This is a genomic window from Sphaerisporangium flaviroseum, from assembly GCF_039537005.1.
In the GTDB taxonomy this organism is placed as follows: domain Bacteria; phylum Actinomycetota; class Actinomycetes; order Streptosporangiales; family Streptosporangiaceae; genus Sphaerisporangium; species Sphaerisporangium flaviroseum.
Map to the genome: position 1 here is coordinate 530,085 of NZ_BAAAZR010000008.1, position 21,295 is coordinate 551,379.

A 21,295-nucleotide genomic window follows, 5' to 3' on the forward strand; every position below is an offset into this window, starting at 1 on the left:
CGGTCCTCCGCCGGGCCGCCGGCCCTCCGCCGGGCGGCTGGTCCTCCGCCGGGCGGCTGGTCCTCGGCCGGGAACGCAGGGACTCCCCGCCAGGGCCATCTGGGGCCGGTGGCCCGGAAACGCCCTCGTCGTCACCCTGCCGCGCAGACCTTTCCGTTCAGCGTGAAGGCCGTAGGTGACGGGTTGCCGCCCGAGTGTGTCCCGACGAACCCGATCCGTATCGACCGGCCGGGCTTGATGGTCTCGTTCCAGGCGAGATTGGTCGCCGAGACGTCGGTGCCCGACTGGGCCCAGGTGGCCGACCAGCCGTTGGTCAGGCGCTGAGCGGTCGTGGGGAAGCCGAAGGCCAGGCGCCAGCCGTCGACGGATGTGCCGCCGGTGTTCTCGATGGTGATGTCGGCGGCGAAGCCGCTCGCCCAGGTCCTCGCGTTGTAGGTGACGGCACAGGTCGCGGGCGCCGGGGTCGGCGAGGGGGACGCGGAGGGGTTGAGGTAGGTGGCGGCGTTGGTGGGGGTGCTCAGACTGCCGACGTCGTCGCGGCTCACCACCTGGAACGTGTAGGACGCCTCGCCGCCGATGCTCGCCATGGTGCGGGGAAGCGAGCTGTTCCCTGCGTAGCTCCATCCGGACGAGGAGCGGCGGAACACCATATATACGGTCGTCGGCGTCGGGTCCACGTACGCCCACGTCAGCGTCACGTAACCGGGGGTGAGGCCGGCGGAGACGCGCAGGTCGTAGGGCCTCGCCGGGGGCGCCGGGCGGGGGGTCGGGTACGGGGAGGGTGGCTCCCTCATGGCTCTGGCCCAGGTCAGGAGGCTGGGCACGCTCCTGTTGCCGGCGGCGTCCACGGCCACGACGTAGAACAGGTAGTGGCGGTCGGGCGTGAGATCGTACGCCACGGCGGTGACCTTCGTGGCCGAGGGGGTGACCTGCGCCGGGACGAGGCTGAAGGAGGCGCTCTCCGGAGTGCTGTACGACCAGGCGTACACCTCGTACCCGGTGACCGCGACGTCGTCGGTCGACGGCGTCCAGGAAAGGCCCACCGTGCTGTTCAGGTAGACGTTGTGGGAGCTGAGCTCGCCGGGTTCACTGGGCGGGGTGGTATCGGCGGCGGCCGCGCCGGTCCTGGCCGTGCCGGGCACGGCGGCCGCTGCCGCCGTCGAGCGGGGCACGGCTTCCAGAGCGGGTACGGCTTCCAGGGCAGGTACGGCTTCCAGGGCGGGCACGGCTCCTGGGGCGGGTACGGCTTCCGGGGCGGGCACGGCTTTTGGCACGGTTCCCGGGGTCGGCACCGTACCGGTGCCCAGCGCGGCCGCCGTGGCCAGTGCCGCACAACATCCGATCAGAAGGCCACGTAACGCGGCCCCACGGGGACGGGAGAAGGGCATGAGGCGCCTCTCGGTCGGGCGGGCAGATCCCGGCGGGACTGCCCGCGGAGTGCCGGGTCAGGAGCAGGTGGTGCGGCCGAACGCACGGGTGTCGACGGGCCGTCGGCCTTCGGGACACCGGAGCGGCCCAGCATCCAGGCACGCGCCCGGCGGCCGGTCGTCTCGCCTGGCGAACGGCTGAACGCGCCGCCTGTCAGGGATCATGCGCAGCATGAAGGGGCGGGATCCATCACCCGCGGGACCGGAGGTCGTCCAGGACAGGTCAGCGGCGGAGCATGCTGAAAGTTTCACCCATCAGCCGGGACGACCGTCCGATGCTCGCCGTGGCGTTCGGCGTTCGGCGTCCCCGTACCGATCAGCCGGGACGACCGTCCGATGCTCGCCGTGGTGTTCGGCGTCCGCAGCGTCCCCGCTCACTGGGCGTCCCGCCGCCTACGACACCGCGGCGTCGCGTGGCCGGGTGAGCCCGGCGGCTGGTGGTAGCGCGCTGGAAAACCGGCAGTGTGCGGGGGTTTCACCGCTATAAGGTGCGTGCGTGGATGATCTGGAGAGCCTTGTCATCGCCAGGCGGCTGCGAGTTCCCGCCGATGTTCGCGTCGATGTTCCCGCCGCCGGCTCCGCGACGGGGTGGGGAGAGGTGGCCGCCCGGCAGCTCGACGCCGCGCTGCTGAGCGTAGGCTTCACGTGTTCGGCGGCTCTGCTCGAGCGGTTGGCGCGGCTGCCCGGTGCGGCCGTGGTCGATCTCGGGGTACGGGTGCTCGCCGCCGTCCGCCGCATGGTCGGCGACCATGTCCGGCACAACGTCTACTTCATCGACTTCCCCAGGAACGTGCCCGACACGCTGGAGTTCTGGGCCGGCCTGCTGCGCGAGACCCTGCTCGACCCTGTCGCCGCCGCGCGCATCCAGCCGCCGACGCTCGATCTGCTGACCCTGCCGAGCTACGGCCGCTACCAGCACGCTTACACCGAGCCGCGCACCGTACGCACGAAGTCGGACCTGCGCGGCTCCGGCCGGATCGCGCTGCCGCTCGTCTTCCTGCACGGCGGCGACGGCGGATGGCGGGTGAAATGGCTGCACCTCTACCTGAAGGGGCGTCCCGGCTTCAACCAGGTGGAGGGCAACCGGGTCACCGCCTCCCTGCTGGTGCGCTCGATCGTCGAACGCGACTACCTGCGGGTCGGCTACCTGGCCGATCTGCTGCGCGCGAAAGCCTCGTCAGCCGAGCACACCACCTACATCGGGCTGGAGGCTCCGGCCGGCCTCCCACCGGGGTCACGGGTGTACACGCCCGGGACGCTGCACGAGCTGATCCCTGCCTGATACCGTTGGCACCGCGAGGCCATGGGAGAGCTTCCTTCTCAACCTCCTTTGAACTCTAGTTCTCCCGCTTTCCTCGCGTTCCGGTCGTGAGGCCATTCGGACGGCTTCCTTCTCACTGGTTCGAATCCAGACGGGCCCCCATGGGGCCTACCGGCATCTAGCTCCCGAGCCTTCCTCACGACCGGTCACCGCGAGACCCCGCCCAATGCCCCTCAGCCGCGGCGCACGAAGTTGACCCGCTCGAGATGCGGCTTGTATTCGGCGGGGCCGGGGACCAGGTTCTCGGTTATCAGTTCGATGTCACCGGTGCCGGAGAAATCGACCCTCTGGTACACGTGGGTCCCGGCGTGCTGCCTACTCACGATCAGGTGCTCGTCGTCGTACCAACCGGCGAAGGTGCGGATGTCGTGGCCGATCCGGTGAACGATCTTCCCGGTCGACGCCTCGACTATGCCGATCCGCCCGCTGCGTACGAAGGTGGCGAACAGCCGTCCCGAAGGTGAGAAGGGATCAACGGTGTGCCATTCGTCCAGGGTTCCGACGCCGGTGTAGAAACCGCGTCGTTTCCCGTCCAAGCCGTAGGCGGCGATGCGGCGGTCCTTGGGCGCGATGTCCTGTCCGTCGTGCATGGCCAGCACCCCGCGGGCGTCGCCGGTGAAGTAGAAGCGGAACAAGCGGCCGATCTCCCAGTGCGCCACGTGGTGGCGCGGCCCGGCTTTCACCAGGTGGGGGGTGCGGTCGGTCACATTCATCGTGACGAAGCCGGTGATCGTCAGGCTGCCGTCACGGTGCGGTTTGTACGCGGTGAGCAGGAGGGTGCGGCCGTCCGGGGACCACTGGGGGGAGGTCACGGGTGCGTGCAGGGGAATCGTGTGCTTCCGGCCGCTCCTGCGGTCGATCAGGTCGACCTTCCTCTGCGCCAGCCACAGGCGGTAGTCCGGAATTCCGGCCACCCACCTCTCTCCGGGCGACACCAGCGCCTCGCGATAAGGCGTTCTGACGAATCTGTCACCCTTGCGCAAGTAGCCGTAGTGACCCTGGCCTGCATCGAAGACCAGGGAGTACGAGGCCAGCCGGACCGGCCCTCCCGCCATGTCGTTGAGTTGGCCCGATGTGCCGGCGAGCTTGATCGATCGCCCCGCCGCAGCGGATCGGACGTCCGCCGCAGGTGGGCTTGACAGCGGTGATCTGGGCGTCTGTGCGCTTGCCGACTGCGCCATGACAACGGCGACCACCATGACCGCGGCCGCGGCCGCGATGGATCTGACACGCATGAAGATCCTCCTCGCTCATCTGATGAGATGCGCGGGAGAGCTGTTTTGTTCGCGAGATCGCCACCGCCTCCCCGCTGATCGGAGGGTTCATCGGCCGGGTCAGCCAGGGGTCTGGGCGGTTTCCAGTTTCTGGATGATGGGGTTGAGCATGGCGTTGAGTTCTCTGGCGACGGCGGTGACCGCGAGGTAGGCGGTGTCGGAGAGGGAGCCCGAGGGGCCGTCGGGGGCGGGTGGGAGGGCGTCGAGGGGGACCGGGGCATCGATGAGCAGGGTGGGCCGCAGGAAGGGGGCCCGGCTCAGGTCCTGGTCGGTGGGTTCCAGGTACTGGCCGAAGCTCTGCGGCCACCCACGCCAGCCGCGGTCGCGCCACCATTCGCGGGAGGAGGTGAGCTCGGCCGGCAGGGGTGACACGAGCAGGATGTGGGCGGTCAGCGTGCCGTCCCAGGGATTGCGGTCGCAGGCGGCCGACAGGATGCGCCGGTGCCGGCGTATGTACGGTGGCGAGGGTGTGATGGCAAGCCGCCAGGCGGTGCAGGCGAAGGTCACCGGTGCGATGTCGCCCCACGAACTCTCGAACGCCGCGACGTTGCGTCGTACGTGCTCGGCGTAGTGGCTCAGACCTTCGGTGGCGAGTTCACGGTCGTGTCCGTGGTCGATCCGGAAGGCGTCGTGCTCGCCCATGCGTTCCCTCTCGGTGGCGTCTGTTCTGCCGCCAGTCAACGCGACACCGCCGCCCCACGCGCCGGGTTTCTCCCAGAGCCGACACGAAGCATCGGTCACGAGATGAGCATGCGCTCTTGGTGCCGGGGAGGGGTTCCGTCGTGCCAGGGCAGCACGCGGCCGAAGCGCACGAGTTCGCCGTAGAACTTCGGGTCGGCCCGTTCGGAGAGCACCAGGTCCAGCACGGCCCGCGCGGCCTGGGCCGGCGTTAGGGCCCGGCTGAAGTCGTCGAACCACGGCCGTGACAGCGGGGTGTCCACGAGCCCGGGGCAGACCGCCGCGATCAGGGTGCCCTCGGGTAGATCTCTCGCCCGGCGCTGCGCCGCGACCGCCCGTACCGCGGCGACCTGGGCCACCTTGGACGGTACGTTGAGCCAATGCGGCCAGCCCTGTTCCTGGGCCGTCCCGGCGTTGACGGCGGCGCGCCAGGACTCGACGGTCTTCTCGACCTCATCGAGCGATGCGCCGTCGAACAGAGGCTGGAGCCAGGGGTCCAGGTGACCGAGGGTGCCCAGGGTGCTGGCGACGACGATCAGCCGTCCGCCGGGGCGCAGCACCGGGCCGAACGAGCGCAGGATCGAATGCGTCGCCCCGTTGGCCACGGCGATGAACTCGTCGGCCTGCTCGGCCTGCGGCCGGTCCGGGGTGAGCAGGGCACTGGCGTTCGACACCACGATGTCCACACCACCGTGGCGTTCACCGAGTTCGGTCGCCATCGCGGCCACGGCGCCGGCATCGGCGACGTCGAGCACCCGGCCTTCCACCAGGCTCCTGGTGCCGGTGGCCTTCTCGACGAGTGCGGCGGCGTCCCGTACCCGTCCAGCGTCGCGCCCGGTGAGCAGTACCAGATCCTCCGGGCCCATCCGGGCGGCCAGCCCTTCGACGAGCGCCAAGCCGATGCCCTTGTTGGCTCCGGTGACCAAGGCGATACGTGCAGGTTTCATGCGACCAGGCTAGGAAGGTCCGAGCCATGCGGCCAGCGAGAGTTACGCACACCTGGTATGCCTTTGAGTCATGGACTTCTCGAACGCCTCGCTCACCGCGTTGCGGGTCTTCCGCGAGGTGGCCGAGCGAGGCACGCTGACCTCGGCGGCGGCCGCGCTCGGCTACACCCAGTCCGCGGTGTCCCGGCAGATCGCCGCGCTGGAACGGGCCGCGGGGCTGCCGTTGCTGGAGCGGCGCCATGACGGGGTGCGGCTGACCGCCGCCGGGCACGTGGTGCTGCGCCGGGCCACGACGGTGCTCGACCAGATCAACGCCACCGTGCGAGAGCTCGCCGGTCTGCCCGCCGAGGCCGGGACGGTGCGCGTCGGCTGGTTCCCCAGTGCGGGTGCCGTCCTGCTGCCCCGGGCCATCGCCACGCTGCGCCGGACCCACCCCGCCATCACGGTCACCACCCGGGAGGGCAGTACACCCGCGCTGGTCCGTGCGCTGCGGGCCGGCAGTCTGGATCTCGCGCTGCTGGGCTCGGCGCCCCCGTTCCGCCCGCCCGACACCGAGTCGCCTCCGCTGACAGTACGGACGCTCACCGAGCGCAGCCTATGCCTCGCGGTGCCCGCCTCCCATCCGCTGGCCCGGCGGGACTTCGTCGACATCGCCGACCTGCGTGGTCAGCGCTGGATCGCGAGCCCTTCCTCCGGTGAGGAGACTCTGATGGGGGTCTGGCCGGGGTTGGACGAGCGACCTGAGATCGCGCATAGCGCTCGCGACTGGCTGGCCAAGCTGCACCTCGTCGCGGCCGGGTGTGGACTGACCACCGTGCCCCCTTCGCTGGCGTCCGCCGCGCCCCCAGGAGTGCGGATCCTGGCGGTACGCGGCGGCCCAGCGGAACAGCGACGCATCATCCTGGCACGGCTCCCGCACCCGCTGACGGAGCCGGCCGCCCACCTCGCCGACGCCCTGCGCACGGCGGCGATCGAGATAGGCCCGCCTGGGTGACCGAACCGGACCACGTCCGGTCGCTTACTTGATCTTCGGCCAGAGGGGCTCGGTGAGGAAGAGGGGGACGGACGGCTCGGTCAGCGCGTTCGGCGCGGCGGCCTGCGAGCCGCACAGGGCTTGAAGGAGATGCGTCGACAGCGCGATGTCGATGGGATGGACCTGGATGGCGCCGTTCTCGTCGACGGTCTGGTACTTCATCAGGTTGATCCCGATGGACAGCTGGCGCTTGCCGTCAGGGCTGGAGAGCGAGATGGTGCCTGAGCCGAAGACGGCTCCGTCGTGGCCCCAGAACCGGCCGCAGGGCAGATCCTGGGCGTAGATGCCGAGACCATAGTTGAACAGGACATTGCCGCGCTCGTCGGTGACCGGCACGGTGCGCACCATCTCGGCGAACCGCTGAGCGTCCAGTAGTTCGCCGCCGAGAAGAGCCCGGTAGAAGGTGTTCAGGTCGTTCATCGTGGACACCACGGCTCCCGCCGTGTAGATCCAGGACATGTTGTAGACGCTGTAGTCGCGTGGCGGGTCGATCAGGCCGTAGAAAGATTCGTACGCTCTGGAATGCGGCCCTGGGATGAACGGTGTGCGCGGGAACGAGGTGTCCTTGAGTCCCGCCTTGCGGATCACGTTGCGGGTGATGTAGGTCTCGGCGTCGGTGCCGGTGACCTTCTTGAGCAGGAGCCCCGCGATCACGTAGTTGGTGTTGGAGTAGGACCAGCGCTGTCCGGGCTCGCCCGCTGCCGGGGCCGCCAGGCCGAGCCGCACCAGTTCCTCCGGCTGGAACGTGCGGAATCTGTTGTCGTCGAGGCTGGCCGTCGACCCCTGGAGGAGCGAAGGAAAGGCTCCCACGATGTGGTCGCCCAGGCCGCTGGTGTGGTTGAGCAGCATCCGGACCGTGATGGCCTGGCCGCGCGCTCCTGTGACGAGGTCGGGGAGGTACCGCCCGATCGGCGCGTCCAGCTCGACCCGGCCCCGCGCGACCTGCTGGAGGACCGCGACGGCGGTGAAGGTCTTGGAGATGCTGCCCACCCTGTGCAGCATGCCGGGATGCACGGGCTTGCCCGTTCGTACGTCGGCGACTCCCGCCGCCCCCTGCCATTTGGCCCGCGCGTCTCGCACGCTGGAGTAGGTGCCGTACATGCCCGCCTCGTGGATCGCGTGGAGCGTCCCGTTGAGGGCCGTCCGATCGAGGGAGGCGCCGGCAGGCGCCGAAATGGTCTGGGCGGTCGCAGGCGTGGTCACCGAGGCCCAGGTCAGGAGCATGGTGCCGATCCCGAACGCGGTCACCAGTCTGCGCACGGATAAGCGAGCAAACGCCATCGTCTTCTTCTCCCGTAATCCAATCAATGGGTATGCCGATCCTGGCAACTCCGCCGTCGAAGCTCATCGTCTTGAAGGATGAGCTTTGACAAGAAAGGTTGCTCGGGGTCATCGGCGTCCGCCTGAGTGATCCCCGCCGCACAGACGCGGTCACGGGCTGGGGTGTGTTCCCGCCGGTTCCGCCCACCGAATAACCAGGCGAGTAGCGGCTACGTCCTCCTATAGCGTGTTCCGCGTGATTCCGACCTCCCGCCCCGCCGCCTCCGTCAGAGCGCACCCATGCTGAGCAGGCTTCTCCGCGACTACCTGCGGCCCTACTCGTCGGCGCTGGTCGCCGTGGTGCTGTTCCAACTGGTCGGCACCATCGCCTCGCTGTACCTGCCGAGCCTGAACGCCGACATCATCGACCGGGGCGTCGCCGCCGGCGACACCGGCTACATCCTGTCCACCGGCGGCTGGATGCTGGCCGTGTCCCTGGTGCAGATCGCCTGCTCGATCGCGGCGGTCTACTACGGGGCCAAGGTGGCGGCCGGGTTCGGACGCGACGTCCGGTCGAGCATCTTCCACCAGGTGGGCGCGTTCTCCGCCAGGGAGGTCGCCCACTTCGGAGCGCCCTCGCTCATCACCCGCAGCACCAACGACGTGCAGCAGGTCCAGATGCTCGTGGTGATGACCTGCACGATGCTGGTCGCCGCGCCGATCATGGGCGTCGGCGGCATCATCATGGCGTTGCGCCAGGACATCGGCCTGTCCTGGCTCATGCTGGTCTGCGTCCCGGCCCTGCTGGCCTCGATCGGCCTCATCGTCTGGCGCATGGTCCCCCAGTTCCGCGCGATGCAGACCCGCATCGACGTGGTGAACCAGGTGCTGCGCGAGCAGCTCACCGGCATCCGCGTCGTGCGGGCCTTCGTCCGGGAACGCGAGGAGACCCGCCGGTTCGCCGAGGCGAACGAAGCGCTGACCGGGACCGCGCTGCGCGTCGGGCGGCTGACCGCGCTCATCTTCCCCACCGTGATGCTGATCCTCAACGTCTCCAGCGTCGCCGTGCTGTGGTTCGGCGCCGCCCGGGTCGACAGCGGCGAGATGCAGGTAGGCGCCCTCACCGCGTTCCTCATGTACCTGATGCAGATCCTCATGTCGATGATGATGGCCACCTTCATCTCGATCATGATCCCGCGCGCCGCGGTCTGCGCCGAGCGCATCGGCGAGGTGCTGGACACCGAGTCGTCGGTGCGCCCACCCGAGAGCCCTGTACGGCAGGTACAGAAAAGGGCCGAGCTGGAGATGCGCGACGTCGAGTTCCGCTACCCGGGTGCGGCGGCGCCGGTGCTGTCCGGCATCTCCTTCCGCGCCGTCGCGGGACAGACCACCGCCGTCATCGGCAGCACGGGGTCGGGCAAGACGACGCTGGTCTCCCTGGTGCCGCGGTTGTTCGACGCCACGTCCGGCACGGTGTCGGTCGACGGTGTGGACGTCCGCGACCTCGACCCCCAGATGCTCTGGACGCGCATCGGCCTGGTGCCGCAGAAGCCGTACCTGTTCACCGGCACCGTCGCGAGCAACCTGCGGTACGGCAACCCGAACGCCACCGACGAGGAGCTGTGGGAGGCGCTGGAGGTCGCCCAGGCCCGCGACTTCGTCGAGGAGATGCCCGCGGGCCTGGAGGCGCCCATCACCCAGGGCGGCACGAACGTGTCCGGCGGACAGCGGCAGCGGCTCTCGATCGCCCGAGCGCTGGTCAGCAAGCCCGAAATCTACCTGTTCGACGACTCGTTCTCGGCCCTCGATCTGACCACCGACGCCCGGCTGCGCGCCGCCCTGCGCCCGCACACCGCCGAGGCGGCCGTCGTCATCGTCGGGCAGCGGGTCTCCACCATCGCCGACGCCGACCAGATCATCGTCCTCGACGACGGCCTGATCGTCGGCATCGGCACCCATGATCAGCTGCTGGACTCCTGCCCGACCTACGTCGAGATCGTCGAGTCACAAATGACCGCGGAGAGCGCAGTATGAGCGACCGGCCCACCGCAGCGCCCACGGCGGCGCCAACGCCCGCAGAGGCCACCCCGCCGCGCCCGCCCGCGGCGCCCACGCCACCGCGGCCGCCCGCGGGAGGCGGCCCCTTCGGGCGCGGACCGTTCGGCGGCATGGGTATGCCCGCGGAGAAGTCGATGACCTTCGGGCCCTCCACCCGGCGGCTGATCCGGCGGCTGGACCCCGAGCGCCCGAAGATCCTGGCGGTGATCGGCCTCGCCGTGACCAGCGTCGTGTTCGCCGTCATCGGGCCGAAGATCCTCGGGCACGCGACGGACCTGATCTTCAGTGGCGTGGTCGGCAGGCAGTTGCCCGCCGGGACCACCACCGAGCAGGCGGTCGAGGCGGCCCGCTCGTCGGGCAACGGCAACTTCGCCGACATGCTCGCGCGGATGGGCGTCATCCCCGGCCAGGGCATCGACTTCGGCGCGCTCGGCACGATCCTGGTGTGGGCCCTGGGGCTCTACGTCGCGGCGTCGGCCTTCGGCTGGCTGCAGGGCTACCTGCTCAACGACGTGACGCAGCGCACCGTGTTCCGGCTGCGGTCGGATGTCGAGGACAAGCTGAACCGGCTCCCCCTGAGGTTCTTCGACGGCCAGCCGCGCGGCGAGCTGCTCAGCCGGGTCACCAACGACATCGACAACGTGTCCCAGACCCTGCAGCAGACGCTGAGCCAGCTGCTCACCTCGCTGCTGACCGTGGTCGGCGTGCTGGCGATGATGTTCGTGATCTCGCCGCTCCTCGCGGTGATCGCTCTGGTGACCATCCCGCTGTCGATGGTCGTCACCGGGCTGGTCGCGAAGCGCTCGCAGAAGCTGTTCGTCGCGCAGTGGGCCAACACCGGCACTCTGAACGCCCACATCGAGGAGGCGTTCACCGGTCATGAGCTGGTGAAGGTGTTCGGACGCGGGCCGGAGGTCGAGCAGGTGTTCGGGGAGCGGAACGAGGCGCTGTTCAAGGCCAGCTTCGGAGCCCAGTTCATCTCCGGGATCATCATGCCGATGATGATGTTCATCGGGAACCTCAACTACGTCGCCATAGCCGTCGTCGGAGGCGTACGGGTCGCCACCGGGTCGATGACCCTGGGCGACGTCCAGGCGTTCATCCAGTACTCCCGGCAGTTCACCCAGCCGCTGACCCAGGTGGCCTCGATGGCCAACCTGCTGCAGTCGGGAGTGGCGTCGGCCGAGCGGGTCTTCGAGTTGCTGGACGCCGAGGAGCAGGCCCCCGACCCCGCCGAACCGCTGCTGCCCACCGCCCGTCGCGGCCGGGTCGAGTTCGAGCACGTGTCCTTCCGCTACGACGCCGAGCAGCCCCTCATCGAGGACCTGTCGCTGGTGGCCGACCCCGGGCACACGATCGCGATCGTCGGCCCGACCGGCGCGGGGAAGACCACCCTGGTCAACCTCATCATGCGCTTCTACGAGTTGGACGCCGGCCGTATCACCCTCGACGGCGTCGACATCACCGCGATGCGCCGTGACGACCTGCGCTCGAACATCGGCATGGTGCTCCAGGACACCTGGTTGTTCGGCGGCACGATCAGGGACAACATCGCGTACGGCAACCCGCGGGCCACCGACGAGCAGATCCACGCCGCCGCGCGGGCCACGTTCGTCGACCGGTTCGTCCGCACCCTGCCCGACGGCTACGACACCGTGATCGACGACGAGGGCGGCAACGTCAGCGCCGGTGAGAAGCAGTTGCTCACCATCGCCAGGGCCTTCCTCGCCAACCCGTCGCTGCTCATCCTCGACGAGGCTACGAGCTCGGTCGACACCCGGACCGAGGTCCTGGTGCAGCACGCGATGGCCGCGCTGCGTACCGACCGCACCAGCTTCGTCATCGCCCACCGGCTTTCCACCATCCGCGACGCCGACCTGATCCTGGTGATGGAGGCGGGAAGCATCGTCGAGCACGGCACCCATGAGGAGCTGCTCGCGGCCCGGGGCGCCTACCACCGGCTGTACTCCGCGCAGTTCAGCGGCGCCCTGGTCTCGGCGGGTGATGAGGTGGCCGAGGGGTGAGGAGACGAGGCCCGGCACCGGAGATTGGCTGAGACCACTTCCCACAGCGCCTGACTCGTGAGACGGATGAGGGATGGAGCATTCGCTATGAACGCCTATTCCTGTGGCATCTCCGACACCGCCCTCCTCGGTCAGACGATCGGGGAGAACCTCGAACGCACCGTGGCCCGGTTCGGAGATCGCGAGGCGCTCGTCGAGGTGGCCACCGGCCGCCGCTGGACCTATGCCGAGCTGAACGCCGACGTCGACCGGCTCGCGCTCGGCCTGCTCCGCCGGGGCCTGGTCACGGGGGACCGGGTCGGGATCTGGGCGCCGAACTGCGCCGAGTGGGTCCTCGTGCAGTACGCCACGGCCAAGATCGGCGTGATCCTCGTCAACGTCAACCCGGCCTACCGCAGCCACGAGCTGAAGTACGTCGTCGACCAGTCCGGGATGCGCCTGCTCATCAGCGCGGTCCGTCACAAGACCAGCGACTACCGCGCGACGATCGAGGAGATCGGCTTCGGCGACGTCGTCTACATCGGCGAGCCGGGCTGGGAGGCACTGCTCCCCGACGAGGACCCCGCCCCCGTACGTGAGTGCATGGCGACCCTGGCGTTCGACGACCCGATCAACATCCAGTACACGTCGGGCACCACGGGCTTCCCCAAGGGCGCGACGCTGTCGCACCACAACATCCTGAACAACGGGTACTTCGTCGGCGAGCTGATCCACTACGACGAGACCGACCGGGTCTGCCTCCCCGTTCCCTTCTACCACTGCTTCGGCATGGTCATGGGGAACCTCGGCGCGACCTCGCACGGGGCCTGCATCGTCATCCCGGCGCCCGGCTTCGACCCCGAGGCCACACTGCGCGCCGTTGAGCGGGAACGCTGCACCTCTCTCTACGGCGTGCCGACCATGTTCATCGCCGAACTCGGCCTCGAGGGGTTCGCCGGGTTCGACCTGTCGAGCCTGCGCACCGGCATCATGGCGGGCTCACCCTGCCCGGTGGAGATCATGAAGCGGGTGGTCACGGAGATGCACATGTCCGAGGTCGCCATCTGCTACGGCATGACGGAGACCTCACCGGTGTCCACGATGACCAGGTCGGACGACAACCTGGCCCGTCGTACGGAGACCGTCGGCCGGGCGATGCCGTACATCGAAGTCAAGATCATCGACCCGGCGACCGGACGGACCTCCGGGCGGGGGGAGCCTGGCGAGCTGTGCACCCGGGGCTACTCGGTGATGCTGGGGTACTGGAACGAACCGGACAAGACGCGGGAGGCCGTCGACGGCGCCCGCTGGATGCACACGGGCGACCTCGCGGTGATGGACGACGACGGCTACGTGAACGTCGTCGGGCGCATCAAGGACATGGTGATCCGCGGGGGAGAGAACGTCTACCCGCGGGAGATCGAGGAGTTCCTGTACCGGCATCCCGACATCGCGGACGTCCAGGTGATCGGCGTGCCCGACGAGAGGTACGGGGAGGAACTGATGGCGTGGATCGTCATGAGGCCCGGAGCCACACCGCTGACGGCCGAGGCGGTGAGGGAGTTCTGCGCGGGGAAGCTGGCCCACTACAAGATCCCGCGGTACGTCCACCTCGTCGACGGATTCCCGATGACCGTTACCGGCAAGATCCGCAAAGTCGAGATGCGCGAAACCGCCATCGACCTCCTCGGCCTCACCTCCGCCGCCTCGATCAGAAACGCCTGACCCGCTACCGGGCTGAACCGGAGTCGTAGTCGTGCCGGGCACGATCGACCTTGCCGAGGTTGGTGGTGGCCCATTCGGCGAGTTGGGCGAACAGCGGAGCGAGGCTGCGGCCGAGGTCGCTGATCTCGTACTCGACCCGAGGGGGGACCTCTGGGTGGTAGGTGCGAACCACCATGCCGTCGCGTTCGAGTTGCCGTAGCCGCTGGGTCAGCACCTTCGGGGTGATCGTGGTGATCCGTCGTTGCAGCTCGACGAACCGTTGCCGGCCATGCATGTTGAGTGTCCACAGGATCGGCGTGGTCCACCGGCTGAACACGATGTCCACGACGGGGGCGATCGGACAGGCTTGTTCGGGGTCGGTCGGCGCGGGTGCCGTCCAGGTCGCCTCGCCGGCCATGCGCATCCCCTCGGCATAGTCACTTTCCTGTAGGTACCTACTATACCGACGGTGTTAGCGTCACCGAGTCGCACCGGGAACACCCCGGTTTGCGATGTTCCCCACGTGTGACCTAACACAGGAGCTGTTCATGATCGTAGTTATGGGAGCGACCGGCAACGTCGGCCGGCCGCTCGTGCGGGCACTCGCGGCAGCCGGTGAGCAGGTGACGGCGCTGTCCCGTAGGGCCCCGGACGCGGCGGTGCCCGCAGGCGTCCGGTACCGGCGGGCGGACCTGACCGACCCTGAGAGCCTCCGGCCCGCTTTCCGCGGCGCGGAGGCGCTGTTCCTCCACGACGGCGGCGGCGGCGCGCACCCGTTCAGCCCTCAGGACATCCTCGACGTCGCGAAGGCCGGTGGAGTCGGACGGATCGTGTTGCTGTCCTCCCAGGGAATCGCGACCCGGCCGCAGTCGTCCTCCCACGGGAGCGTGGGACGGTCCAGGGAGGACGCCGTCCGGCAGGCGGGCATGGACTGGACGATCCTGCGGCCCGGTGGCTTCAACTCCAACGACTACGCCTGGGTCGAGTCGGTCCGTGCTCATCGCACGGTCTCCGCGCCGTTCGGTGACGTCGGCCTGCCGACCATCGACCCGGCCGACATCGCCGAGGTGGCCGCCGCGGCTCTACGCGAGGACGGCCACGCCGGGCAGGTCTATGAGCTGACCGGGCCCGCCCTCAACACACCCCGGCAACGAGCCGGGAAGATCGGCGACGCGCTCGGCGAGCCGGTCCGCTTCATCGAGCAGACCCGCGACGAGGCCCACGCGCAGATGCTGCGGTTCATGCCCGAGCCGGTGGTCGAGACCACCCTCGACATCCTCGGCAACCCCACCCCCGCCGAGCAACGAATCAGCCCCGACGTCCAACGCATCCTCACCCGAGCCCCTCGCACCTACACCGACTGGCTCCACCACCACATCGCCGCCTTCCGATGATCGGGTCAGCGGGTGGGGGCAGGGATCTTGCCGATGCCCAGGGTGTTGGTGGGGGGGAGTGATCCTGACTGGAGGACGGCGACCAGGATCGGCATGGTGAGTTCGAGGAGGTTTTCGGCGTTCTCTGTGCCGAGTGTGCGCCATGGTTGGGACGCCAGGTCGTCGGTGTGGCGCTCGATGGTGTCGCGTAGCTCATGGCCCTGCTCGGTCGCGAGGCCGTCGGCGTCGACCAGGCCGCGGGAGGCGAGCCTGTCACGGGCGGCGAGCCACTCCTGCTCGGTCCAGCCACGGCCGGCGAAGGTCTCCACCGGGGCGGCGCCGACCGCCGCGAAGGACACCAGCGCCTCGCACGGGTCGAGTCCCGCGGTGAGCAGGGCGGCCACGTGCCCGTCGCCTCTGTGTTCGCGCAGGATGCCGATGGCCTGCCACAGCACCAGGTGCGGTTCGTCCGGCCACGGCAGGTCCGCGTTGGCGGCGGCGAGCGGGCGGCCGGCGGTCACGGCGCCCTCCGCCGCCTGCCTGGCCAGCCGGGCGGCCTGGGTGAGCCCGGGATCGCCGATCTGGTCACCGAGCAGGGCACGGTACATCCGGTCCACGGCCTGGTTCCGGGCCGCGAGTACCTGGTCGGCGGAGGCCACGGACCACGCCGCCGGCACATGCTCGTTCACCATGCGGGGGCTGAAGCTGTAGAAGGTGGAGGTCACGAGCCGTGCGCCGGCCTCTCCGAGAGGCGCGGCACACCAGGGGAAGTAGCTCGGCCAGCGGGTGCTCACCGGATAGCCGAGAGCGGCGGCCTGCTCGAAAACCTGCGGGGCATACCAGAACAGGGCATGCACCGGCTCCAGGTGATGCCACACCTGCCGTGCGAAACCTGGGTTCCCCGCCATTGCCGTACACCTCTCGTAGGAAACGCTCAAGGATCCGCCTGTCCGGCGGCGGTGTGGTCCACGGATGCGGTCGCCCGCCGTCGCGAGCGCCGCGTTGACGTACCTGTCTCCTCTCGGGGAGGCGGACGTTCACGGCGACGTGGCTCATATTAGATAACTCTACTATCCAATGTCTAGCCGGCCGCCGGTGGCCGGGCGGTCCCCCAACGCGGTGTCGAGGTCCGCCACGGGGACTACGACGATCCCGCGTCTCGGGACGGCGCGCTCGCCGGGGTGGAGGTGCTGCTTCTGGTGTCAGGCCCGGATCTCACCCCTGGAGTCCGCGTCGCGGTGCTTCACCTGGGGGAGTGCGTGCCACTGGTGAGGTCATGTGACGGTGTGCTTGACCGTGGGGCGGGGTGGCGCTACGGATGGCGTTCATGCGTATCGAGCAGAGACTGGACGAGCTTGGGCTGGTGTTGCCGGAGCCGATGCGGTTGCCGCCGGGGATGGAGTTGCCGTTTCCCTGGGTGCGGGTCCATGGTGGGCGCGCGTTCGTGTCAGGGCATGGGCCGCTCGCGCGGGACGGCTCCCTGGCCCGGCCCCTGGGCAAGGTAGGCGATCAGCTCACCCGCGAGCAGGGGTACGAGGCCGCGCGGCTGACCGCCCTGGCAATCCTTTCCAGCCTCAAGCGGGAACTGGGCGACCTGGACCGGGTGACCGGCTGGCTCAGGGTCTACGGCATGGTCAACACCGCGCCGGGTTTCACCGACACGCCGGCGGTGATCAACGGGTTCTCCGACCTCATCCTCCGGCTCTGGGGCCAGGACGCGGGAAGGCACGCTCGCTCCGCCGTAGGGCTGGCCGAACTCCCCTTGTCGATCCCCGTCGAGATCGAGGCCGAAGTGGCCATCGACTGACCAACGGCTCTCACGCGACGAACGCGACCGCGGTCCCCGGCCAGGAGCAAGCCGGGGACCGCGGTCAGCCTTTGCGGGGTTCGCCGTGGTAGGTGCCGAACGACCACAGGTTGCCCTCTGGGTCGCGGACGGCGAAGTCGCGGGATCCGTAGTCGGTCTCGCGTAGTCCGTACACGACCGTCGCCCCGGCCGCCGTGGCGCGGGCCAGCAGCGTGTCGGGGTCGTCGGTGACGACGTACGCGCCGAAGGTGCCGGGAGGCAGCGACCAGGGGTTGTCCTCGCCGGGGTCGCGTTCGGAGCCGAGCATGATGCCCCCGCCGGGCGGCCAGTCGAGCTGGGCATGGTCAACACGGTCGCCCTCGCCGTGCACGACGGTCTCCTCGAAGCCGAAGGCCTCGACGAGGAAGGCGATGAGGGCGCGAGCGTCACGTGCGCGCAGTGTGGGCCAGACCTGGGGTTGTGGTGTCTGCGTCATACCGTCGAGTGTGCCGCCGCGACCGGGGGCGCGGCTTGGATGTATCGGAACTCTTCGGCCAGCCACCGCGTGGGCGAGCAGCCCGCGAGGTCGCGGAACTCGCGGGCAAGGTGGGCCTGATCGTAGTATCCGGACTCGGCCGCCAGATCGGCCAGCACAGGCGGGGCGGCGGCTCGCTGCTGCAGTGTCTGGCGTGTCCGGTCGAACCTGACGACCCGAGCGGCGGCCTTGGGAGTGAGCCCGATCTCGGCGTTGAACCGCGCTGACAGGTGGCGGCTGCTCCAGCCGACATGACGGGCGAGGTCGGCGACCGGTGCCCTTCCCCCGGTGGCCAGCAGTACCCGCCAAGCTCGCGCGAGCTCGGCCGGCACGACGCTTTCGAGATTCGCGCGGCGCAGGAGCAGCTCATCCAGGATCATGAACCGCTCGGCCCAGCTCGCGACGGCGTTCAGGCGGTCGTGCAGCTCATGGGCGGTCCGGCCAAGGACGTCGGCCCCGTCCACAACGAGGTTCCGCAGTTCGCCCGCGGGCACCCCGAGCAGGGCACGTGCGCCGAGGGGGCTCAGCGCCAGCTGGACACCGGCCTGACTACCCTTGTTCGTGATCAGGGCGGGCGAGGTGTGCAGGCCGCCGACCAGCGTGTCGTATCGCCCCGGCGACTGCCGCGGGTCGGGGTGCGCGGCGATGGTGAGCGGGTCGTCGAGGGTCACGATGATCGTGAGGTACGGCGACGGGAGCCCTCGATGACGGCCGGGGGGCGCGTCCCGCTCGTGGTACCCGTGGTAGTGGGAGATCAACGGACGCAGCCCGGGAGCGGGCACCCCAAGCACCATCTCCACGACAGCCTCCTTCCGCCTCTATCCCCAGATTTCAACCTACGACTCGCTCCATCGGCCTGTACCTCTGAAGACGACTCGTCCAAAGGCGGATCACGCTGGGGTTCGAACCGGCCCGCTTCACGCCGTGGGCATCGTTCGTTCCTAACTCTTGTGCCGCCATGGCCTACGCGCCATGGCGGTCCGGTCACCCCGCTCGGTTCACCATGACGCCTTGCTCGCGCTTCTGGCGCGTCTCCGCCATGGTGTCCAGCAGCTCGGCCACGGTGCGCCGGGGAGCGCCCTCATCGCCGGTCTCGTGGGCCGCGGTCGCGAGCAGGTCGGGGTCGAGGCGGAGAAAGTCCGCGAGGGCTCGCTGGGACGCGCTCGGCGAGCCCAGTCCCGCCGGGACCGGCGGCTCCAGCTCGTCCTCGAAGTCGTCCTCGAAGGCGTCCTCGTCACGGTCCCAGGTGCCGATGGCGGCCAGCCAGGCCAGGTAGAGAGGGCGCAGATCCCCCGAGGCCAGCTCGGCGCGAACGCCGGCGATGACGGCCAGGTCCTCGTCGCCGCCCTCGTCCCAGTCGCCCTCGTCGTCGTCGTTGCACAGGTCGAGGATCAGGTGCCGACCCGCGACGAAGGCCTCGACCTGCTCTTCGAGCCGGAACGGCCGCACCGCTCCCAGCGGGAGGACCTCTTGGGGCAGCCGCAGCATGACGCGGCGGGTGCCCCAGCCGGTGACGCACAGGTGGGCGTCGAAGTACAGCTCCATCATCCGGAGCGGGTCGCCCGGAAAGTCGCCGTCATCGAACTCGTCGGTGAACCCGCTGGAGGTGACCTCGGCGCCGCCGGCCAGGGCGCCGACCTCCGCCTGCTGAGCGGGGGTCAGCGGATGGTCCACCGCGAGGAACTCGTGGTACTGGTACTCGCTCATGGATCAGCGGCCCCCGTGCGGGTAGGCGTGGACGGACGTGGCGTCTTCAGAGCGGGCTCGTCATCGGGACACCCGGTGTGACCAGAGCGTCCGGTCGGGACCGATTCGTCCTGCCACGGTCGCTGAGGATAGCGGAGGCGGCGACCTCCCTCATCGTCAACGGAGTGATCAACGGAAAGTCTCTACGCCATGGCACCCGGCTTCACGGTGATCCCGCCGCCAGAGGCGGGTGCGTCCGCGTCGTCGCCGTGGCCGTGACGAGGTTCATCTTGCTCAGCAGGTGGTACAGGAGGATGAGCTGCACGAGCCGCAGGGGCTGGTCGTGGGTGCCGTCGAGCAGGCCGAGGCAGTCGGGGAGGGGGTCGGCGGAGCGGAGGTCCTCCCAGATGGCCCCCGCCACCGCGTCGCCGTCCACGGCGCTGATGGCGCGGTCGATATGGAGGGCGTCGACCGGGATGCCGTCCGGGTCACGGGTCAGCGAGAGGCTCACGCCGCCGGCGCCGGTCGCGGCGAGGATCCCCACGAGGTTCGGGTGCCTGATCGTCGGCCGGAGCAGCACCGACGCCCCGAGCCGGCCGAACGCGACGACGATGTCCGCGTTCCTGCGCTGCGGCCTGATGAACCTCTCCGCCTCCGGCTCCCTGCGTTCCAGCTCGGCCACCACCTGATCGTGGGTGTAGCCGCGCCTGGTCGTGTCACGCATGATCTTCCATTGGCGGCGGACCTCCTCGGGCGGGGCGAGGAACACGGTCACGTCGAAGCAGGCGCGCAGCAGCCGGGTGTGCAGGGGCAGCAGCCCTTCCACGATGACCAGGGGGTGGGGCTCGATCAGCTCGGGCCGGGTCAGCTCGCCGTTGCGGTGGTCGTAGACGGGCTTGAGTATGGGCCGGCCGAACGCCAGCAGCTGCAGGTGCTGCTCCATGATCGAGATGTGGTTGCACGACGGGTGGAGCGGGGTGAACGGCAGCGACCGCCGCTCCATCCGGTCGTATCGGTGGTAGTCGTCGACGCAGAGGGAGATGCTGCGTTCGCCGCCGAGAGCGGCTACCAGTCCACGGGTGAGCGTGGTCTTCCCGGCGGCGCTGTCACCGGCGATGGCGATCATGGTGGGCCGCATGGCCTCGTCCGCGCGCCTGATCCGCATCAGCTTGTCGGGCATTACCCGACGGTAACTACGTGGTTGGAAGCCGTCTTCCCCGTGCCGGGGGAAAGAAGTCCGTGATTCGTCCGCCGGGCAAGCGGGTTCCCGATTCATTCGCTCCGTAATTCGGTGAATTCTCCGCGTGACAGCAAGTATCGAACGAACAGCGCGGCGGTGGCGGGCACCCCGTCGGGGTGGGCGACCAGGTGCCAGTCCCTGCGCAGGGGCGTCCCCGGCGTCTCCTGTACGGCCAGCGTCCCCGACCCCAGGTCACGGGCGACGGCGTCACGGGACATCAGGCTCACGCCGAGCCCGGCGATGACCGCCTCCCGTATGGCCGCGTTGGAGCCGATGGTGAGGGTCGGGGGTGAGATGTTCAGCGCGTCGAGCAGGACGTCCGTGGTCGCACGGGTGCCCGATCCGGGCTCGCGCAGCAGCCAGGTCTGCCCGCGCAGCCACCGCTTCCGCGTCTCCCACGGCTCTCCCGGAGCCGCGCCGCCCTCGGGGGTCACCACGACAAGCTCGTTGCGCCGGACCGCCAGCACGGACCGGCCCTTGGGGGGACGGCCGCCGACGAGCAGGTCGGCCTCGCGGTGGTCGAGGAGTTCGTGCACCTGCCGCCGGTTGCCGATGCGCAGGTCGATACGGGCGCGCGGGTGGGCCTGCCGGAAGCCGTGCAGGAAGCGGGGGAGCAGTTGCTCCCCCGCGGGGGTCACGGCCGCGATCCGCAGGTCGCCGCCCTCGGGGTCGGCCTCGCCGGCGGCGGCCACGTGGCCCGACTGCAGAAGCCCAAGAGCATGCCGTACATAACGGGCATACGTCTCGCCCGGCTCCGTCAGCTCCAGCCCGCGCCCGGCGGGCCGTACGAGCCGGAGCCCCAGCGACCGCTGCAGCGCCACCAATGACGCCGACACCGCCGACTCCGTCACGACCAGCCGCTTCGCCGCGTCCTTCACCGAGCCCGTCTCCACGACGGCGAGGAACGTACGCAGCTGAGTCAAGGTCATGCTTGATAGTCCTCCGCCGATCGTCAATGGACAACTGCACG

19 protein-coding genes are annotated in these 21,295 nt (G+C 69.5%); 7 read left to right on the forward strand and 12 right to left on the reverse strand.

The genetic code is table 11. The features are described from left to right. Nucleotides 1-131: 131 nt before the first annotated feature. Nucleotides 132-1,388, reverse strand: coding sequence for a cellulose binding domain-containing protein (locus ABD810_RS18675; protein ID WP_344941366.1), 1,257 nt, complete (start codon nt 1,386-1,388; stop codon nt 132-134). Between the two features lie 535 nt (nt 1,389-1,923). Between ABD810_RS18675 and ABD810_RS18680 the strand changes: the two genes are divergently transcribed. After that, entirely contained in the window at nt 1,924-2,709 is a 786-nt protein-coding gene (locus tag ABD810_RS18680; RefSeq protein ID WP_344941369.1) for a hypothetical protein, read from the forward strand. Between the two features lie 212 nt (nt 2,710-2,921). Here the strand turns inward: ABD810_RS18680 and ABD810_RS18685 are convergent, their stop codons facing one another. The 3 genes from ABD810_RS18685 to ABD810_RS18695 all read right to left on the reverse strand — a co-directional run bounded on the left by ABD810_RS18685 (nt 2,922) and on the right by ABD810_RS18695 (nt 5,647). Further along, nucleotides 2,922-3,983 carry a hypothetical protein gene (locus ABD810_RS18685; RefSeq protein ID WP_344941372.1) on the reverse strand — a complete coding sequence of 354 codons (1,062 nt, stop codon included), beginning with the start codon at nt 3,981-3,983 and terminating at the stop codon, nt 2,922-2,924. 99 nt (nt 3,984-4,082) lie between these two features. Further along, nucleotides 4,083-4,664, reverse strand: a complete 582-nt coding sequence (locus ABD810_RS18690; protein ID WP_344941375.1) for a hypothetical protein — start codon at nt 4,662-4,664, stop codon at nt 4,083-4,085. 95 nt (nt 4,665-4,759) lie between these two features. After that, on the reverse strand, nt 4,760-5,647 hold the full coding sequence (locus ABD810_RS18695) for an SDR family NAD(P)-dependent oxidoreductase (protein ID WP_344941379.1): 888 nt from the start codon (nt 5,645-5,647) through the stop codon (nt 4,760-4,762). Nucleotides 5,648-5,717: 70 nt separating this feature from the next. Between ABD810_RS18695 and ABD810_RS18700 the strand changes: the two genes are divergently transcribed. Beyond that, complete coding sequence (locus tag ABD810_RS18700) at nt 5,718-6,641, forward strand: LysR family transcriptional regulator (RefSeq protein ID WP_344941383.1); 924 nt, start codon at nt 5,718-5,720, stop codon at nt 6,639-6,641. Between the two features lie 24 nt (nt 6,642-6,665). Here ABD810_RS18700 and ABD810_RS18705 read toward each other — a convergent pair whose 3' ends face one another. Beyond that, a complete protein-coding gene (locus tag ABD810_RS18705) occupies nt 6,666-7,961 on the reverse strand; it encodes a serine hydrolase domain-containing protein (protein ID WP_344941386.1) in 1,296 nt (431 codons plus the stop codon). Between the two features lie 279 nt (nt 7,962-8,240). Here ABD810_RS18705 and ABD810_RS18710 point away from each other — a divergent pair, with 279 nt between their 5' ends. The 3 genes from ABD810_RS18710 (at nt 8,241) to ABD810_RS18720 (ending at nt 13,726) form a co-directional block, all read left to right on the forward strand. Next, nucleotides 8,241-9,974, forward strand: coding sequence for an ABC transporter ATP-binding protein (locus ABD810_RS18710; protein ID WP_344941389.1), 1,734 nt, complete (start codon nt 8,241-8,243; stop codon nt 9,972-9,974). Nucleotides 9,975-10,132: 158 nt separating this feature from the next. Next, entirely contained in the window at nt 10,133-12,022 is a 1,890-nt protein-coding gene (locus ABD810_RS18715; protein ID WP_344941393.1) for an ABC transporter ATP-binding protein, read from the forward strand. Between the two features lie 87 nt (nt 12,023-12,109). Next, nucleotides 12,110-13,726, forward strand: coding sequence for an AMP-binding protein (locus tag ABD810_RS18720; RefSeq protein ID WP_344941397.1), 1,617 nt, complete (start codon nt 12,110-12,112; stop codon nt 13,724-13,726). Between the two features lie 4 nt (nt 13,727-13,730). On the opposite strand, the gene ABD810_RS18725 is transcribed toward ABD810_RS18720, so the two are convergent. Then, the gene (locus tag ABD810_RS18725; protein WP_344941401.1) at nt 13,731-14,123 is read right to left on the reverse strand and encodes a winged helix-turn-helix transcriptional regulator; all 393 of its coding nucleotides are present in this window, start codon (nt 14,121-14,123) and stop codon (nt 13,731-13,733) included. Between the two features lie 130 nt (nt 14,124-14,253). Between ABD810_RS18725 and ABD810_RS18730 the strand changes: the two genes are divergently transcribed. Continuing rightward, entirely contained in the window at nt 14,254-15,099 is an 846-nt protein-coding gene (locus ABD810_RS18730; RefSeq protein ID WP_344941405.1) for an SDR family oxidoreductase, read from the forward strand. A 5-nt stretch (nt 15,100-15,104) separates the two neighbouring features. On the opposite strand, the gene ABD810_RS18735 is transcribed toward ABD810_RS18730, so the two are convergent. Next, entirely contained in the window at nt 15,105-15,986 is an 882-nt protein-coding gene (locus tag ABD810_RS18735) for an SCO6745 family protein (protein ID WP_344941408.1), read from the reverse strand. Nucleotides 15,987-16,405: 419 nt separating this feature from the next. Between ABD810_RS18735 and ABD810_RS18740 the strand changes: the two genes are divergently transcribed. Beyond that, entirely contained in the window at nt 16,406-16,885 is a 480-nt protein-coding gene (locus ABD810_RS18740) for a RidA family protein (RefSeq protein WP_344941411.1), read from the forward strand. 64 nt (nt 16,886-16,949) lie between these two features. On the opposite strand, the gene ABD810_RS18745 is transcribed toward ABD810_RS18740, so the two are convergent. From ABD810_RS18745 to ABD810_RS18765, 5 genes are all read right to left on the reverse strand, one after another. Then, nucleotides 16,950-17,360, reverse strand: coding sequence for a VOC family protein (locus ABD810_RS18745; RefSeq protein WP_344941415.1), 411 nt, complete (start codon nt 17,358-17,360; stop codon nt 16,950-16,952). Beyond that, the gene (locus ABD810_RS18750) at nt 17,357-18,193 is read right to left on the reverse strand and encodes a helix-turn-helix domain-containing protein (RefSeq protein WP_344941993.1); all 837 of its coding nucleotides are present in this window, start codon (nt 18,191-18,193) and stop codon (nt 17,357-17,359) included. The genes ABD810_RS18745 and ABD810_RS18750 overlap by 4 nt, the downstream gene beginning before the upstream one ends. Before the next feature lie 190 nt (nt 18,194-18,383). Continuing rightward, nucleotides 18,384-19,106, reverse strand: a complete 723-nt coding sequence (locus ABD810_RS18755) for a hypothetical protein (RefSeq protein ID WP_344941419.1) — start codon at nt 19,104-19,106, stop codon at nt 18,384-18,386. A gap of 202 nt (nt 19,107-19,308) precedes the next feature. Further along, nucleotides 19,309-20,265: a phosphoribulokinase gene (locus ABD810_RS18760; RefSeq protein WP_344941423.1), complete on the reverse strand. Its 957-nt coding sequence runs from the start codon at nt 20,263-20,265 to the stop codon at nt 19,309-19,311. Nucleotides 20,266-20,357: 92 nt separating this feature from the next. Next, nucleotides 20,358-21,254, reverse strand: a complete 897-nt coding sequence (locus ABD810_RS18765) for a LysR family transcriptional regulator (protein WP_344941426.1) — start codon at nt 21,252-21,254, stop codon at nt 20,358-20,360. Between the last annotated feature and the right edge of the window lie 41 nt (nt 21,255-21,295).